This window comes from Pseudomonas sp. BRM28, from assembly GCF_002939405.1.
Classification (GTDB): domain Bacteria; phylum Pseudomonadota; class Gammaproteobacteria; order Pseudomonadales; family Pseudomonadaceae; genus Aquipseudomonas; species Aquipseudomonas palmensis.
Window position 1 is genome coordinate 3,426,157 of the sequence record NZ_PEFV01000001.1, and the last position, 15,729, is coordinate 3,441,885.

Annotated in this window: 16 protein-coding genes; 11 read left to right on the plus strand and 5 right to left on the minus strand. The window is 51.5% G+C overall.

Going from position 1 to position 15,729, the window contains the following annotated elements; translation table 11 throughout:
* Both CR917_RS16130 and CR917_RS16135 read right to left on the minus strand, forming a co-directional pair.
* Window positions 1–858 (minus strand): IS5 family transposase gene (locus tag CR917_RS16130; RefSeq protein ID WP_100633741.1). Its coding sequence is split into 2 segments (ribosomal slippage), with 857 coding nucleotides annotated over them: window positions 1–515 and window positions 517–858; the frame shifts between segments, so codons are not numbered across the junction. This gene is flagged as partial in the annotation.
* 135 nt (window positions 859–993) lie between these two features.
* Window positions 994–1,365, minus strand: a complete 372-nt coding sequence (locus CR917_RS16135; RefSeq protein ID WP_100633735.1) for a histone-like nucleoid-structuring protein, MvaT/MvaU family — start codon at window positions 1,363–1,365, stop codon at window positions 994–996.
* Window positions 1,366–1,918: 553 nt separating this feature from the next.
* On the opposite strand from CR917_RS16135, the gene CR917_RS16140 reads away from it, so the two are divergent.
* From CR917_RS16140 to CR917_RS16165, 6 genes are all read left to right on the plus strand, one after another.
* Window positions 1,919–2,671 (plus strand): S9 family peptidase, encoded by a 753-nt coding sequence (locus CR917_RS16140; protein WP_100633734.1) that lies wholly within the window; start codon window positions 1,919–1,921, stop codon window positions 2,669–2,671.
* Between the two features lie 746 nt (window positions 2,672–3,417).
* Complete coding sequence (locus tag CR917_RS16145; protein ID WP_100634010.1) at window positions 3,418–3,705, plus strand: carboxymuconolactone decarboxylase family protein; 288 nt, start codon at window positions 3,418–3,420, stop codon at window positions 3,703–3,705.
* A 93-nt stretch (window positions 3,706–3,798) separates the two neighbouring features.
* Complete coding sequence (locus CR917_RS16150; RefSeq protein WP_100633732.1) at window positions 3,799–4,494, plus strand: DsbA family oxidoreductase; 696 nt, start codon at window positions 3,799–3,801, stop codon at window positions 4,492–4,494.
* 51 nt (window positions 4,495–4,545) lie between these two features.
* On the plus strand, window positions 4,546–5,094 hold the full coding sequence (locus CR917_RS16155) for an OsmC family protein (protein WP_100633730.1): 549 nt from the start codon (window positions 4,546–4,548) through the stop codon (window positions 5,092–5,094).
* A gap of 88 nt (window positions 5,095–5,182) precedes the next feature.
* Entirely contained in the window at window positions 5,183–5,518 is a 336-nt protein-coding gene (locus CR917_RS16160) for a thioredoxin family protein (protein ID WP_100633728.1), read from the plus strand.
* Window positions 5,519–5,592: 74 nt separating this feature from the next.
* Window positions 5,593–6,486, plus strand: a complete 894-nt coding sequence (locus CR917_RS16165; protein ID WP_100633726.1) for a DMT family transporter — start codon at window positions 5,593–5,595, stop codon at window positions 6,484–6,486.
* Window positions 6,487–6,578: 92 nt separating this feature from the next.
* On the opposite strand, the gene CR917_RS16170 is transcribed toward CR917_RS16165, so the two are convergent.
* Window positions 6,579–7,037, minus strand: a complete 459-nt coding sequence (locus CR917_RS16170) for an Lrp/AsnC family transcriptional regulator (protein ID WP_100633724.1) — start codon at window positions 7,035–7,037, stop codon at window positions 6,579–6,581.
* A gap of 176 nt (window positions 7,038–7,213) precedes the next feature.
* Between CR917_RS16170 and metC the strand changes: the two genes are divergently transcribed.
* From metC to CR917_RS16190, 4 genes are all read left to right on the plus strand, one after another.
* Complete coding sequence (gene metC, locus CR917_RS16175) at window positions 7,214–8,398, plus strand: cystathionine beta-lyase (protein WP_100633722.1); 1,185 nt, start codon at window positions 7,214–7,216, stop codon at window positions 8,396–8,398.
* A 123-nt stretch (window positions 8,399–8,521) separates the two neighbouring features.
* Window positions 8,522–9,952, plus strand: coding sequence for an amino acid permease (locus CR917_RS16180; RefSeq protein WP_100633720.1), 1,431 nt, complete (start codon window positions 8,522–8,524; stop codon window positions 9,950–9,952).
* 76 nt (window positions 9,953–10,028) lie between these two features.
* Window positions 10,029–11,219: an FAD/NAD(P)-binding oxidoreductase gene (locus CR917_RS16185; RefSeq protein WP_100633719.1), complete on the plus strand. Its 1,191-nt coding sequence runs from the start codon at window positions 10,029–10,031 to the stop codon at window positions 11,217–11,219.
* A 30-nt stretch (window positions 11,220–11,249) separates the two neighbouring features.
* Window positions 11,250–11,699, plus strand: coding sequence for a DUF1641 domain-containing protein (locus CR917_RS16190; RefSeq protein ID WP_100633717.1), 450 nt, complete (start codon window positions 11,250–11,252; stop codon window positions 11,697–11,699).
* 83 nt (window positions 11,700–11,782) lie between these two features.
* On the opposite strand, the gene CR917_RS16195 is transcribed toward CR917_RS16190, so the two are convergent.
* Both CR917_RS16195 and CR917_RS16200 read right to left on the minus strand, forming a co-directional pair.
* On the minus strand, window positions 11,783–11,983 hold the full coding sequence (locus CR917_RS16195) for a YbdD/YjiX family protein (protein WP_014860748.1): 201 nt from the start codon (window positions 11,981–11,983) through the stop codon (window positions 11,783–11,785).
* A gap of 14 nt (window positions 11,984–11,997) precedes the next feature.
* Complete coding sequence (locus CR917_RS16200) at window positions 11,998–14,055, minus strand: carbon starvation CstA family protein (RefSeq protein ID WP_100633715.1); 2,058 nt, start codon at window positions 14,053–14,055, stop codon at window positions 11,998–12,000.
* Between the two features lie 295 nt (window positions 14,056–14,350).
* On the opposite strand from CR917_RS16200, the gene CR917_RS16205 reads away from it, so the two are divergent.
* Complete coding sequence (locus CR917_RS16205; protein WP_100633713.1) at window positions 14,351–15,712, plus strand: cache domain-containing protein; 1,362 nt, start codon at window positions 14,351–14,353, stop codon at window positions 15,710–15,712.
* Window positions 15,713–15,729: the final 17 nt, after the last annotated feature.

Below are 15,729 nucleotides of genomic sequence, written 5' to 3' on the forward strand. Positions count from 1 at the left end.
TAGGTTCTGTACGAAAAGAGATGTCGCAAACACCGCATGGAACAAGCCAGCGAGACCATAGCGGCATAGCTTTTCGCGAGCTTGTCGAAGTGCGTCACGATGCGTCGGTTCTCTTTCAGCCAGTCAAACATGCGCTCGATGATGTTGCGCTGTCGGTACTTGGGCCGATCAAACAGCCTTGGTAAGCCAGGCTTGGGTTTGCGCTTCATCGAGCGCAGCGGGATGACGGGTTGCATTCGATATCGGTCGCAATAACGGCGTAGCGCTTCGGCATCGTAGCCCTTGTCGGCAAGCAACCATTTACAGCGTTTACGCGGGCGGCCACGTTGGCTCAATGGAATGCTGACCTCGTCCAACAGGGGTTGGGCGTAGCTGATGTCACTGGCTTGACCGCCAGAGAGGAGGAAGCACAACGGTGTCCCGTTGGCGTCGCAGAGCATGTGGATTTTGGTTGTCAGGCCACCGCGACTGCGGCCTAGAGCGTGATCGGCAGGCTCGTCAGGCCCCCTTTTTTTTTCCGGCGCCTGATGAGGCTCGGGTTGCGCGTACAGCAGTTGAGTCGATCATCCAGGTCTGTAGATCAATCAAACCTTGCTCATTGAACCTCAGGTGCAAGCGTATGAGCATCTGATCGAACGTGCCTTGTTTTCGCCAAACCCGAAACCGTTGATACACCGTTGACCACGGGCCAAAGCGCTCCGGCATATCTCGCCACGCAGCACCTGAGCGGAGCACCCAGAGCACGCCATCGAGCATCAGGCGGTCGCTCAGGCGGGGCCGCCCCCGGCCATGGGTTTCGGTGAAGAGATCAGCAACCACAGCCCAAGCCTCATCCGAAAGTTCGTAACGCTTTGCCATCACAGGATTCCTTTCCGTAGATGGTTGGAAACCTTACAAAAAATCAGCTTCTGAGGGACGCCGATTGGGTTTCTCTGGATTTCACTATCCCATAAAAAAGGGCCCCGCAGGGCCCTGATTTGTACTCAAACAGTGTTACTTAGCCAACCAGGATTCGACCTCTTCGGCACCGTGTTCAGCCTTCCACTCTTTGAGCTGCTTGTGATTGCCGCCTTTAGTTTCGATGACTTCACCAGTGTGCGGGTTTTTGTACTGCTTGACCTGGCGCGGCTTGCGATTGCCTTTTTCAGCAACTGCGATAGGAGCTGCCCGGCGAGAAGCGGCTTGAGGATCGAGGATGGCAACAACGTTACGCAAGCTATAATTGTACTCGCCCAATAAGTTGCGAAGCTTTTTCTCAAATTCGATCTCGCGTTTGAGACCATCATCGTTTTTCAAGCTTTCCAGCTCAGCCAACTGTGCAGCGAGCTGTTGTTCAAGGGCGCGGAATTCAGCGAGCCTAGACATATCGGTTCCTTTTAGATTATTGGTTAGGCTCGTTTTGAGCCTCAGGCAGAGCCTGGTGAGACTGCACGAATAGTACGATGGCCGAAGCTGCCGTGTGAAGGGTGTAGGCCACCATGTGGCAGTCAATTTCTTTGGCAACAACCCCTTGGCCAGACCGGCCAAGGCATTGCGAATGCTCGGCATGCCTCCAACCAATAGGTTTGTCCAACCAGACGGAAAAGTCGTTAACTGACAAAAAGCGTCGCGAATGACAAGATTGGTCTGACGCTGTCCGTGAAGTTCGGCATTTAACCGGGCGCTCCAATAGTAACGTATAAAACACGCTCTGGTGATCAGTCCCCCCCCTCAGTGCTTAGCACCGTGCAGCCCTGTGCCAGTTCGCCCCCCTCTAAAAATCGAGGCTGTCAATCACGATTGCAAGCACACCTACTAGATGGTAGGCTTCGATCCATTCGAGTTCGACCCTCAATTCCCTACCACCTTTGCGACAATTCACACACGCAAAACTCTCAGCAAGCCTACTCCAAGACCAATGCTTCCTACGGAGCTAAACATGACCAAACAGAAAATTACGTTTCCAAATTCCCAGGGCATGAACCTTTCAGGTCTGCTTGAGGCGCCTCAGTCAGCTAAAGCTTACGCATTGTTCGCGCACTGTTTCACGTGTGGAAAAGATATAAAAGCAGCCGCCCGAATTGCCAAAGCGTTGGTAGACAATAATATCGCTGTGCTTCGATTTGACTTCACAGGTCTTGGTGGCAGTGATGGAGATTTCTCCAACAGTAATTTCTCTTCTAATGTTGCCGACTTAGTAGCTGCAACAGAATATTTGCGTAATTTCCACCAGGCACCATCCCTTTTGATTGGACACAGTTTAGGCGGCGCCGCAGTTATAGCAGCGGCCAAGCACATTCCAGAGGCAAAGGGGGTAGTTACAATCGGCGCTCCCGCCGATGCGTCCCATGTCATGAAACAGTTCAAAGGTCAGGTGGAAACCATCAGAGACATTGGTGAGTACAGCGTAACGCTTGCAGATAGACAATTCACAATAAAAAAGCAGTTTCTTGACGACATTGAGAGCCACCAGCAGGATAACAGTGCTGCGAACTTGAAACGTGCGCTTCTTGTCTTTCACTCCCCCACGGACAACATCGTATCGATAGAACAAGCGCAGAAGATTTACCAAGCAGCTAAACACCCTAAAAGCTTCATTTCACTGGATTCCGCCGACCATCTATTAACTAACAGTCGAGATGCGGAGTATGTTGCCTCATGCATTGCCGCCTGGAGCTCTAGATATCTATAACAGTGTTACTGCCTCGATCTAAAGGAATTGTCTTATGCGATACTGCTCAATTTTGGCCCTAAAGAAGGCTAGGGAACAAGGGAAAGAAACTCCCCTCTGCTGCGATAGTGAATCGGCACAGCGACAAGGGAAAGAGAGTGCCAGTAGCAGTTCCTGGTCTATGATATTTCTCATCATATTAGTGGCGTTTTTTGCGTTAGCTCTAATGCAATCGTCCTAATCCCAGCGTTAGCGTAGGTGCGAGAATTCTGCATAGGGCTGGCACCCTACTCTTCAGCGGTCGCAAGGCTGTGTTGTTGCCGCCACCAATGACGAGCTCAATCGTGAAGCCATCCTAGACACCTAACGAATGGCCGTAGCTCCCCTTCAGACCAATTCCGCCAGTCGAGTCGATCACGTACAGCATCGGCTCACTCATATCCACTGCGGGAAACGGCTAAGCGGCAGGGGTGAGGAAAGCACAGGTAGCTCAGCATCCACAGCGCTCCGTGACCGCCGGAAGCTTCTGAAAGCCAGATATCAAGCCAAGTCCAGCCGACCAGACACAGAGGCTCGGCGCAAGTGATTGCGCCTGTTGGCTGGGAAATCCTAATAAATGAAACAGGATTGCTATTCCTACCTACTAGGTGGTGGCTTGTTTTGCTTTCACGTAACCATACTAAATGTTTCAGTTCTACGCCTTGCCGTAGCTGAGAGGATCACATGCAAGATTGGAACAGGCCCGACAAGACATCAACGCCCGCGTTATGCAGCTTGGCTCGCTTTCGCCAGAAACCATTAAAGGCGTAATGGCACTAGGTGGGGCTGGCGCAAAAACCAATCACCTAGACGCGAAAACCCGCGAGCTGATTTCTCTTGCGGTAGCGGTGACCACTCGCTGCGACGGCTGCATTGCATTCCATGTAGCCGAAGCTAAGAAGCTTGGTGTTACGGTTGAGGAGGTCTCAGAAGCTCTGGGAGTCGCAATCAACATGAACGCAGGCGCAGCTCTGGTTTATAGCACCCATGTGCTAGACGCCTTCGACAAAGAATGACCTAAAGGGGCTGTTTTCCTAATGAGCAGCCATCCTTTTCCCGTCCGCGCCCAGACTAATAACTGGGCTGCTGAATCTTTCAGGTGATACAAAATGAGCGCAGAATCCAAATTGATCACGATTGACGTTTGGTCGGACTTCGTCTGCCCTTGGTGCTGGATTGCAAAGCGTCGGTTCGAGATTGCCCTCGCCGATTTCGAGCACAAGGACTTGGTTCAAGTTAACTACAAGGCATTTCGACTCGCTGCTGGCCAAAAAGCTGCACCGATAAAACAGGTTCTTGCGCAGAAGTTTGGCAACGAGCAGTCTGCCAAGGGGATGATCCAGGCTGTTGTTGCGAACGCCACAGAAACAGGCCTCGTTTACAACTTTGACACTATGCTTTTTGGAGACACCACAAAAGCACATGCTCTCGTCAAAGCAGTCGACGATAACGACATCAAAAAGGCTCTCAGCGAACGCCTTTATAAGGCCTGCACCACAGATGGACGCTCGATCTTCGAAGTGAACTCATTAGCGGAAATTGCGGGAGAAGTCGGCCTTTCAGAAAGTTTCGTCCAGCATGCCTGGAATGATGAGACGCTGCCTTACCTAGTCGCCAAGGATGAGAAAGAGGCTCGTGAGGTCGCAAACGGCGTTCCTCTGTTTGTCTTCAACAACGGCTTCTACATTTCGGGAGCCCAAACCGTTGACGCATTCAAACTGGCGCTACAACGAATGCATTCGGATGCCACCGAAGATGAATCTTTTCAAGGGCAGACCTGCGGCCTAAACGGATGTGACAGCTGATGAACGTGCTCGCACATTAACGATAAATATTAATTTCTGTAGGCCGTCAGCATGAACAACATTGTGAATGGTATCGACGTTACTAATCTAGAGAACTTCGCTCGCGAAGTAGCGGCGGATGACACAAAAGCTGAAGTCCGCTTCAATGTCCACACTAAGTGGATGGGCCAAACCAAAAGCGTTACGAATGTTACTCAATGCAGGCTTGCCGGTCGGCAAATAGCGCGAGACTTCCAGATCGTCTCGGACGAGCCTGTTGAGCTGCTGGGTGAGAATACAGCTCCCGGCCCAATGGAGCTGCTGCTTGCCGCCCTGAATGCTTGTATGTCGGTGGGTTACGCAACAGGCGCTGCGGCGAGGGGCATCAAAATCAAGAGTCTTGAAATTGAAACGGACACTAATCTAGATCTACGTGGATTCTTGGGTCTTGATGAAAGCCTCAACCCTGGCATAAATGAAATTAACTACAAAGTAAAAATTTGCGCAGACGCGCCTCAGCATCAAATCGAGGAGCTTCATGCACACGTCATTAAAACCTCGCCAAACTTCCATAATATGGCGAGAGAAATCAAAGTATCACCTAAACTAGAGATCATATAATATCTGGCAGCATCATCGCTGAAGGGACGCCAAAGTACTACCTGGCGGCCCTACGCAGCACTTTAAGAACAAGCTTGGATATGTTTCTATGAGTGACGTTCATGACTTAGATGCAGACGGGCTGTATAGAGAACTTAGCGTACCCCATAGACTTTTTGTGGTCTACTTCTCTGCTCCTTGGTGCGGCCCGTGCACCGGAATGAAGCCAGTCTTCCAAAAGCTCGCTGACGCCTACTCTCAGCTCGCGTCATTCAGACACGTTGATGTCGCCCTATCCCCCACGGTTGCGAAAGCATCAAATATTCACGGCGTTCCTTCAATCGCAGTATTTAGAGAGGGGATTCTCTCTAAGTTGATCATGGGTGCGAATTCATACAGGGAGTTGCAGAAAGCTCTGGAAATTGAACTCAAATACATGGACTGAAGCGACCTTTAAGGTTGACACTCTATAACAGATTCTCGGTTGGAAATCTGACCCTACCCAGTGGAGGACTTCTTTTGAATACACGTCTATCTGCCGCTCTCACCACAAAAAAAACACAACGCGTTGTCATTCTCACCGCTATCGCTTTGACCGCCTTTGCTGCGAACTCAGTGCTGTGCCGCGTCGCACTGCGCCACAGCGCTATCGATCCGATCAGCTTCAGTGTCATACGTTTGGTGAGTGGTGCACTGATCCTATGGGTGATTCTTAAGTTTCAGCGGCCAGTAAAAAAGGCGACAGGCTCCTGGGGGGGAGCTGTATCACTCTATGTTTATGCCTTTGCGTTTTCCTACGCGTACCTGAAACTAGACACCGGTACCGGCGCACTTGTTCTGTTCGGCGCAGTGCAGCTAACCATGCTCGGGTACGGAGTTCTGCAGGGAGAGCGTATGGGCGTCTTGGCACTGCTAGGCCTAGTGTTGGCGGTTACTGGCCTTGTCGTGCTGCTTCTTCCTGGATCCAGCGCTCCGCCGCTGACAAGCGTAGTAATAATGCTAACATCAGGGGTGGCATGGGGGGTCTACTCAATCCTCGGTAAAAGCTTAACTGATCCGTTGGCGGCTACAGCTGGCAACTTCATGATGTCTGTGCCGCTAATCATGCTTACCTCCCTGCCCTTCATATCCTCTTTCCATGCAGACGTTGTCGGTATTACCTCTGCCGTCGTATCAGGCACAATCGCATCAGGCGCGGGATACGCTATCTGGTACGCGGCGGTTCGAAATCTCTCATCTTTTCGCGCAGCTACGGTACAGCTGACCGTGCCAGTGATTGCCTCTATCGCCGGAGTTCTACTGCTAGGGGAAACCTTTACTACTCGACTTGGCCTAAGCTCCCTCACAGTACTAGGTGGCATTGCCCTGGTACTGTCAGCTAAGCAAACAGCTTCATTAAAGCCGAGAGACTGAAAAGCATCGACACGTGCAGCACAGTCGATCTTAGGCTGCACGCACTGCATCAATCGCTGAGGCAAGTTCCACATCGCGCGTAACCTTGGCACTCACAAAGGAAGAGTCGGGCACCTTTTGATCTCTTTGAGAGAAAAGCCCGTATACATCTCCTTAATATTTCCCAAGCGGCGGATCTTATACATAGCCAGCTGATGGAAATCGTCCATGTCTTTAACCACCACCTGAAGTAAATAGTCATACTTCCCAGATATGTTATGACAGGAAATCACACTTGGAAGTGAATTGATTCCCTTCTCAAAGTTGTCCATCGCCTCCTCAGAATGCGTATCCAACGTAATACTGATGAAAGCAAAAACATTCAAACCAATAGCTTTTCGGTTAAGGGAAGCGTGATACCCCTCGATCACCTCTTCTTCAAGCCGCTTCAATCGCTTCCAGCTTGCAGGGGCCGAAAGCGAGACGCGAGCTGCAATCTCAGCGTTGGTGAGACGACCGTTCAACTGAACGATCTCAAGGATCATTCGATCCACCTTATCCAGCTCAATCATGGGCGCATCTCGGGCAATGGCAGAAAAATCTAAATTAATCGGATACGGAATTTTCCTAGACAGCCCTAATAATATTAACTAGATAACCGCCATGCAAGAAATATACGAAAGAAAATTTCTCTAGGAAATAAATATAATTAACTGGTCTAGCCACGCATCGATCAGAGAGAAAAGCCTTGAATAACAATAAGTTAACCACCTCAAGCGCGACGGTGATTGCTCACGCAGGTAGCCATCCCGAAGACCACTACGGTTTCGTCAACCCTCCTATCTACCGAGGTTCGACAGTCGTTTTCCCAAGCGTCGACTGTATGCAGAATGGCGACCAGCGCTATCAGTACGGTCGATGGAACAATCCATCGACCGAGGCCCTGTGCGAAGCTATATCAACGCTGGAAGGCGCCACTGGGGCCGTTCTGTGCCCTTCCGGCCTATCCGCGTGCGTTACCGCGATATTGTCCGTTGTAGGCTCAGGCGACCATATTCTGGTACCGGACAGTGTTTATGCCCCGACACGCCATTTTTTGGATACTGCAGGAAAACGGCTGGGTATTCAGACAACCTACTACGACCCTCAAATTGGAGCGGGCATCTCCGAACTTTTCCAATCTAATACTGAGGCGGTGTTTACTGAGTCCCCAGGCTCTCACACCTTTGAAATTCAAGACATCCCGGCAATCGCCAAGGCCGCACACGCCCATGGCGCACTGGTTCTGCTCGATAACACCTGGGCGACGCCGCTTTACTTCAAAGCGATCGATCATGGCGTTGATCTCTCGATTATGGCTGCCACCAAGTATATCGTTGGTCACTCTGATGCCCTTATCGGCACCATCGCCGCATCATCACGCGCATGGCCGCAACTGAAAGCCTACCATTTCCAATCGGGCACATATGTGAGCCCGGACGACGCGAATCTGGCACTGCGAGGACTTCGGACATTAGACGTTCGTCTGGAGCGACATCAACGCAGCGCCCTGTGCGTGGCAAAATGGTTGGAAGAGCAAGACCAAGTTTCTCGTGTCATTTACCCTGGGCTACCATCCCACAAAAATCACTCCCTATGGCGCCGGGACTTTACCGGCGCAACAGGCCTCCTATCGTTTGTTACCAAGTCCGCCCCCATTGAAGCAGTCAAAGCTCTTCTTGATGATCTAAGTCTTTTCGGACTCGGCTATTCCTGGGGTGGCTTTGAAAGCCTAGCGATGACAGTTGATCCACGAAAAATGCGTACCACAACCACTTGGGAGGAAGAAGGTCACCTGATTAGACTTCATATCGGCTTGGAAAATGCAGAAGACCTGATCGCCGACCTCAAACTAGGCTTTGATAGATTCGATCTGATTTGCCATCAGGCTTAACATTGGTCTAGCGTTAATTAACCGAGAAGATAAATAAAGCCTTGCGCACGCTAAAACAGGGGGAGCCGGTAGGTTACCCCCCTTCTTCACGTACTGCCGCGAATAATAAAACCGGAGGCAATTGTGAGCATTTTTAGAACAAAAAGCTTAGACGAAATAAGCAAATTACAGAACTCGAACGCATCTCTGAAAAAAGTGCTAGGGCCAGTCGATATGATTTTTATCGGTGTGGGCGCCATTGTAGGAACAGGTATTTTTGTGTTAACGGGCACAGGGGCTCTAACAGCCGGCCCCGCATTAACAATTTCGTTCATCATCGCTGCTTTAGCATGTGGGCTCGCAGCACTCTGCTATTCAGAGTTTGCATCAAGCATTCCAGTAGCAGGCTCCGTCTATACCTACAGCTATTTCACCCTTGGGGAGATTGTTGCATGGATGATCGGCTGGGATCTTATGCTCGAATACGGCCTGGCTAGCGCAGCAGTTTCTGTTGGTTGGTCTGGTTACTTTCAATCCCTGCTAAGCGGATTCGGATTATCGTTACCCACTGCGTTGACGGCAGCACCTGGGGCGCTGCCAGGCGTTAGTACGTTCTTCAATCTGCCTGCGTTTGTCATCATGATGGTAATCACTTGGCTGCTTTCTATTGGAATACGTGAATCTATAAAAATCAACAATATCATGGTGGCACTCAAAATTGCAGTAGTACTTTTGTTCATTCTCGTCGGCGCCCGACACGTAAAGCCCGAGAACTGGCAGCCCTTCGCGCCTTTTGGATTCAATGGAATAATGAGCGCAGCAGCATTGGTCTTCTTCGCGTTCATTGGTTTTGACGCAGTATCTTCTGCAGCTGAGGAAGTCAAAAGACCTGAGCGTGATCTGCCTATCGGGATTATTGGTTCACTTGGTATATGCGCGATATTGTACGTCGTGGTATCCATGATCATGACAGGTATCGTTCCATTCGGTGAGTTCCTCGGCGTCGACCATCCCGTCTCGCTCGCCCTCCAGTATGCAGGTGAGAACTGGGTAGCGGGCTTTGTCGACCTGGGTGCTATTTTGGGGATGACCACGGGTGTTCTTGTAATGCTCTATGGGCAATCCAGAATTATCTTCGCTATGTCTCGCGATGGACTGGTACCCTCAAAGTTTTCCGAAGTTCATCCTAAATATGGCACACCATTCTTCACTACTTGGGCGATCGGCATCATTTTTGGTCTTATCGCAGCAGTAGTACCACTGAATGTACTTGCCGAACTTATGAACATCGGCACGCTAGCCGCATTCTGCCTAGTTTCGTTTGCAGTAATCGTGCTTAGGAAGAAGCGTCCCGAACTGCCACGCGCCTTCAAGTGCCCGCTCGTGCCGCTCGTACCAGCACTCGCAATTATTTCCTGCATTACGCTGATGTCGTATCTAAAACTGCACACATGGATTGCATTCGGAGCATGGCTGCTCATTGGTGCCGCAATTTACTTCCTATACGCCAAAAAACACTCAAAACTCAATATGTCTACAGAAGGTGCAGTGAATACAGGCATCCCCTCGGTCTAATCCGCTAGCGCCTCATTGTGGCCAGTCTCGCTCAGAGCAAGACTGGCCTTCATTTAGACAAAGCTAAGGAGAACACATGCCCCATCGGATAATTATTGTCGGCGGCGGTATTGGCGGCACAATGACTGCCAATCACCTTGCCACCAAACTCTACCCTGAAATACGCAGTGGTAAAGTAGAAATCTTGATGTTGTCAAACTCCCCCTGGCACTACTACAAACCAGCCTTCATGTACATCGCCTTTGACAGCTTCTTCAAGAATGAACTCAGGCGGCCTCAGCGCAGCCTACTCCGCCCTGAGATTGACTTTCTTATTGAAGAGGTCGAGGAATTCCAATTCAATATAAACCGCGTGAAATGTAAGAGCGGAAAAGCATACGGATACGACCAACTCATTATCTCCACAGGGTGCATACCAAGCCCTGAACGAATCGACGGCCTAAAAGAAGGCGGTGATCACTTCTATCAGCATGAGCCTGCGCGGCAGCTTGCAGATAAGTTAAAGTCGATCGAAAAAGGTCGCATCCTAGTCACGGTAACATTCCCCAAGACGCCCAATGTACCTCATCAATGTGGTATTGCGCCCATTGAAACTACACTAATGCTTGACGACCTGCTACGTAAACGCGGCGTTAGAAACAAGGTGGAAATTGTCTACACGTACCCCACCGTAGCTCAACTGTTAAGAAACTGTCTTTTTTTGCAAAAGGACACCTGCGAAGTACTACCAAGCATATTTGAGCAAAGGGGCATCAAGCATCAAAGAAGCTTTACTCTCAACAGAGTTGATCCAGAAAGCAATATCGCCTTTTCAGAAGAGGGTGGGGCTGAAGATTTCGATATCCTTATGGCAACCCCACCTATCCGCGCCGTAGAGGCGGTCAGAAACTCCGGACTATCGCAAGCTGCAGACGATGAAGGGTGGCTCCCTACAAATTATCAAACCATGAAAGTCTATGGCTTAGAAAACGTCTATGTTTTGGGCGATACCGTTGATCTCCCCGTGAGCAAGGCCGGAGGCGCATGCCATAGCCAGTCCCCCGTTGTAGTAAATAACATAGCCTCCGAGCTTCGTTTCGGGCGGACTTGCGACAGTTACGAGGGCAAGGTTGCTGCAATTGCTCAGATGGGACTGGAGGCAGGAATGCCGCTCTGGTACGACTATGAAAGTGATGTAAAGCCTACGCCCCCCACTAAGGTTGGCGGACTTATGAGGAAAAGCTTCAATAGAGGCATATATTGGGCGGTCGCGCGCGGCCTGGTGTAACACGATCAATAATTTTACAGGACACCTCAGATGAGCTTACTCTCTGAACAAGGAAGCGCCTCGGAAAATCAACCGGGAGCGCCCTCGATTTTGGAATCGTTGGAACTTAGCGAGGCGGCGCTCGAAGGGCTCAGGCTGCTTGTCGTAAAGCTTGAGCCACTCTTGGCCGGAGATCGACTCTCAAGGCTGGTCGACCTAATGTCAGTTGCGACCGACATCGTCGACATGAGCGATTCTTACATGGTCGAAAAGCTAGCAAATGTCTTCGAAGAAGGCACGTCTGCTGCATGGTTAGCGGGTAACGCAGCTCGCGTCGCAAGCGCGCAAGTGAGCAAGCTTTCGGAACCCCCCTCTTTAATCCGTTTGCTTCGGATGACCTCTGATCCGGATGTCAGACGGGGACTAGCATTTGCGTTGGAATTTTCGGGAGCACTCGGAAAGCAACTCAACCATGGCGTTACCAACCATTTAGATGACTGACACCGTTTTCGCAGACCAAGACGCAAAGCGCCCGATGCATTGCATCGGGCGCGATTGACTACGCAGATAAATACCTCAAGGTGCTAACAGCAACGTGGCTGACCGTTGCCACCGCCATATCGAGCTTCCTGTCTCTCCCGAAAGAATTCCTCATATGACATCAGAGGTTTGTCAGGGTGCTTGTTCTGCATGTGCTCGACGTAGGTGTCGTAGTCAGGCATGCCCACCATCAGACGCGCTGCCTGACCCAGGTATTTACCGAGGCGGCTCAGGTCATTGAACACGCTACCACCCTCCTTTATGCATCAGGCAGTGCTTGGTAAGGCGACTCTTTATCCGTCCGCTCCTTGCTACCCCACGCCGCAATCCCAACCTTAAGCGCGTAGAACAAAATGCTAAACATAACAAGCAAGAACAGGGCTGTGAGCGTAGCGTTCGTATAGGCGTTGAAGATCACATGCTGCATCTGCGAAATGTCCTTCGCCGGCGCCAAAATCTGACCATTGGCCTGCGCATCACTGTACTTACGGGCCAACGCCAGGAAGCCCATAGCAGGGTTAGCATCGAACAGTTTGATGAATCCTGCAGTTGTAGTGCAAATCAGCAGCCAAATCGCTGGTAGCAGGGTCACCCAAACATACCGATGACGCTTCATTTTGATAAGCACGACGGTACTTAGCATCAGAGCGATACCTGCCAACATCTGGTTGGAAATGCCGAACAGCGGCCAAAGCGTATTGATACCACCCAACGGATCGATCACGCCCTGGTAGAGCAGGTAGCCCCACAGTGCCACACAGCCAGCGGTGGCAATAAGGTTCGCCGTCCAGGACTCTGTGCGGCGTAGGGAAGGAACAAACGAACCTAACAAATCCTGCAGCATGAAGCGTCCTGCCCTGGTGCCAGCATCGACTGCGGTCAAGATAAACAGCGCTTCGAAGAGGATTGCAAAGTGGTACCAGAACGCCATGGTATTTTCACCCGGCAAGAGGTGGTGCAGGATTTGGGCAATACCTACAGCTAACGTCGGTGCACCTCCTGCCCGGGCAAGAATTGTGGTTTCACCGATATCTCGGGCAACAGCCTCAAGCTGATCAGGTGAAATTGTGAACCCCCAACTGCTAACCGTCTGCGCTACGGACACTGCATCACCACCAACGATAGCCGCAGGGCTGTTCATGGCGAAGTACACACCAGGCTCAATTACCGACGCAGCCACCATAGCCATGATCGCTACGAAGGACTCCATCAACATGCCACCGTAGCCGATGTAGCGGGCGTGGCCTTCGCTTGCGAGCAATTTAGGTGTTGTGCCAGAGGCTATCAGCGCGTGGAACCCCGACACGGCACCGCATGCAATGGTAATAAAGAGGAACGGGAACAAGCCGCCTTTCCACACCGGCCCCGTGCCATCGGTGAACTGAGTCAACGCCGGCATTTTCAGCTCGGGCATAGTGACGAGAATCCCGACGGCAAGTGCGAGAATCGTGCCAATTTTGAGGAATGTGGACAGGTAGTCACGCGGTGCCAAGATCAGCCAGACGGGCAGCACCGCAGCGACGAAGCCGTAGCCAATCAGCATCCAGGTGATTTGAATACCGGTGAAGGTAAAAGCCTTGGCCCAAACTGGATCAGCAGCAATCTGCCCTCCCAACCAAATTGAGCCCAACAGCAGCAGCACCCCAATTACCGAGATCTCTCCGATGCGCCCGGGACGAACATAGCGCATGTAGACGCCCATAAACATGGCGATCGGAATGGTGGCCATGACGGTGAAGATACCCCAAGGGCTCTCGGCCAGCGCCTTGACCACAATCAGCGCTAATACGGCAAGGATGATGATCATGATCAGGAAGCAGCCGAACAGCGCGATCGTTCCTGGAACTCTGCCCATCTCCTCTCGCACTATGTCTCCCAAAGAGCGACCGTTGCGGCGGGTAGACAGGAATAGCACCATGAAGTCTTGTACCGCGCCGGCAAGCACCACGCCGGCTATCAGCCAAAGCGTTCCAGGCAAATAGCCCATCTGGGCAGCGAGTACCGGCCCAACCAAAGGCCCCGCACCAGCGATGGCAGCGAAGTGATGCCCGAAGAGCACGTGTTTGTTGGTCGGCACATAATCCAGGCCGTCGTTGTTGACTACGGCGGGAGTGGCTCGACGAGGGTCTAGCTGCATCACTTTCTCGGCGATGAACAGACTGTAGTATCGGTATGCAACGAGATAGATGGCGACTGCTGCGACTACGATCCAGAGAGCATTGATAGCTTCGCCACGGCGCAAGGCCACGACGCTCAGCGCGAATGCTCCCAGAACAGCCACGGCAAACCAGGCAATGTGTTTAGCCATATGGGTCATTACGTGTCTCCTGTCGACAGCCTGTAGGTCGTCGACCGTGATTTTTATATTTGTGTCCGCTTCGCGGCAGCGGCCAATATCCGCGTATACCCACCACAAATAAATCCGCAGAACTACGCCCACAAGGCTACGTAGTTCTACTGAGCTGCCGGCTATGCAATCGGGCCTTTCGACCGCTAGCCGCTTTCGGCTACTCGGTGCATCGGGGATTGACATAAGATGCTGGTGCCTCGGTGGTCTCTAACCGCAGAGCCCAAGACCGCTGGTCGAGTACAAGGTCTGGACAGGAGTAGGAATGCAGCTCAAACACAAAATTGTCGCCCTGGGGATCTTGCCACTTGTACTGGCTATTGCCGCTATCTGCGCGCTTGTCATCTCCCTGAACAACCAGCTAGGTGACCAGCAAGCACAACTGATCGAAGACAGTATTTTGGTCAGTAAGCGCGCAGAGCTGGAGAACTACGTAGCGATGGCGAGGAGCTTGATCGCCCCCCTCTATAACGATGGCCATGGTGACGACCAGGCCAAGCAAAAAGTCCTAGACGAGCTGAGGAAGCTAAGCTTTGGTATAAATGGTTATTTTTTCGTCTACGACCGCCAAGGCCGCAGTCTGATGCATGCACGGCAGACGGAGCTTGTCGGCAAAGACCTCATGGATATGAGAGATCCACACGGTCTGCTAGTAATTCAAGCGTTGCTGCAAAGTGCCCGGTCTGGAGAGGGTTTTCAACGCTATGCGTGGAACAAACCTTCATCCGGAAGAGTGACCGAAAAGCTAGCGTACGTCGTAATGTTAGAACAATGGGGGTGGATGATCGGTACGGGCATCTACCTCGAAGACGTTGAGAAAGCCACTCAGCAAGCTCGTGATGAAGTGGCCCAGGGTATCCGCAAGACGATGGTTTCAATTGCCGTCGTCGCACTTGTGGCGGTCTTGTTCGTATTTGCAAGCGGAATGACGCTGAACCTGAGTGAGCATCGGCTAGCCGACACCAAGCTGCAACGCTTGAACCAGCGAATTGTCAGCCTTCAGGAAGAGGAGCGTTCGCGCGTTTCTCGCGAGCTTCACGATGGCATTAGCCAAGTTCTCGTATCCATAAAATACAAACTTGAGCTAGCAGGCTTTCTGCTCGAAAACGAAGAAAGCCGAGGTGCAGTCATCTTAAAAGAGGCTACCGAGCGGCTTGGGGAGGCAATTGGGGAGGTTCGCAGCATCTCACACGACCTTCGCTCTTCGCTATTGGACACCCTGGGGCTTCCTGCCGCGATTGGACAATTATCTGAGGAGTTCGAGCAGCGCAGTGGGCTGCGGGTAACGTTTGAGACTAATGAGTTTGAGTGCCTGCTGGACGACGGGGTGCCCGTCTCGCTTTTTCGAATTGTTCAGGAAGCGTTATCCAACATCGAGCGACACGCTCAAGCTCAGGATGTAGCCATTACTTTGTTTGGAACCGAGCAATCTGTTCGTTTAAGAGTCATCGACGATGGAATTGGCTTTAACGTCGATGAAGTTGAGCGTCGCCATGCCGGGATCGGGCTCAGAAACATACGCGAACGCGTCGAACACTTGGGTGGTCGATTTCATCTGGCATCTTCACCTGGCCGGAGTGAGGTCGACATTGAGATCCCAATGAGCATCCCCTGTAGAAAAGTTTGAATCACTTATTTCGATAA

Bases quoted from the DNA above. Each gene is read 5' to 3' on its own strand.
- CR917_RS16150 (WP_100633732.1), top strand. From the start codon at position 3,799: ATGAGCGCAGAATCCAAATTGATCACGATTGACGTTTGGTCGGACTTC.
- CR917_RS16170 (WP_100633724.1), bottom strand. From the start codon at position 7,037: ATGATTGAGCTGGATAAGGTGGATCGAATGATCCTTGAGATCGTTCAG.
- CR917_RS16205 (WP_100633713.1), top strand. From the start codon at position 14,351: ATGCAGCTCAAACACAAAATTGTCGCCCTGGGGATCTTGCCACTTGTA.
- CR917_RS16140 (WP_100633734.1), top strand. From the start codon at position 1,919: ATGACCAAACAGAAAATTACGTTTCCAAATTCCCAGGGCATGAACCTT.
- CR917_RS16135 (WP_100633735.1), bottom strand. From the start codon at position 1,365: ATGTCTAGGCTCGCTGAATTCCGCGCCCTTGAACAACAGCTCGCTGCA.
- CR917_RS16155 (WP_100633730.1), top strand. From the start codon at position 4,546: ATGAACAACATTGTGAATGGTATCGACGTTACTAATCTAGAGAACTTC.
- CR917_RS16185 (WP_100633719.1), top strand. From the start codon at position 10,029: ATGCCCCATCGGATAATTATTGTCGGCGGCGGTATTGGCGGCACAATG.
- CR917_RS16160 (WP_100633728.1), top strand. From the start codon at position 5,183: ATGAGTGACGTTCATGACTTAGATGCAGACGGGCTGTATAGAGAACTT.
- CR917_RS16190 (WP_100633717.1), top strand. From the start codon at position 11,250: ATGAGCTTACTCTCTGAACAAGGAAGCGCCTCGGAAAATCAACCGGGA.
- CR917_RS16200 (WP_100633715.1), bottom strand. From the start codon at position 14,055: ATGACCCATATGGCTAAACACATTGCCTGGTTTGCCGTGGCTGTTCTG.
- CR917_RS16145 (WP_100634010.1), top strand. From the start codon at position 3,418: ATGCAGCTTGGCTCGCTTTCGCCAGAAACCATTAAAGGCGTAATGGCA.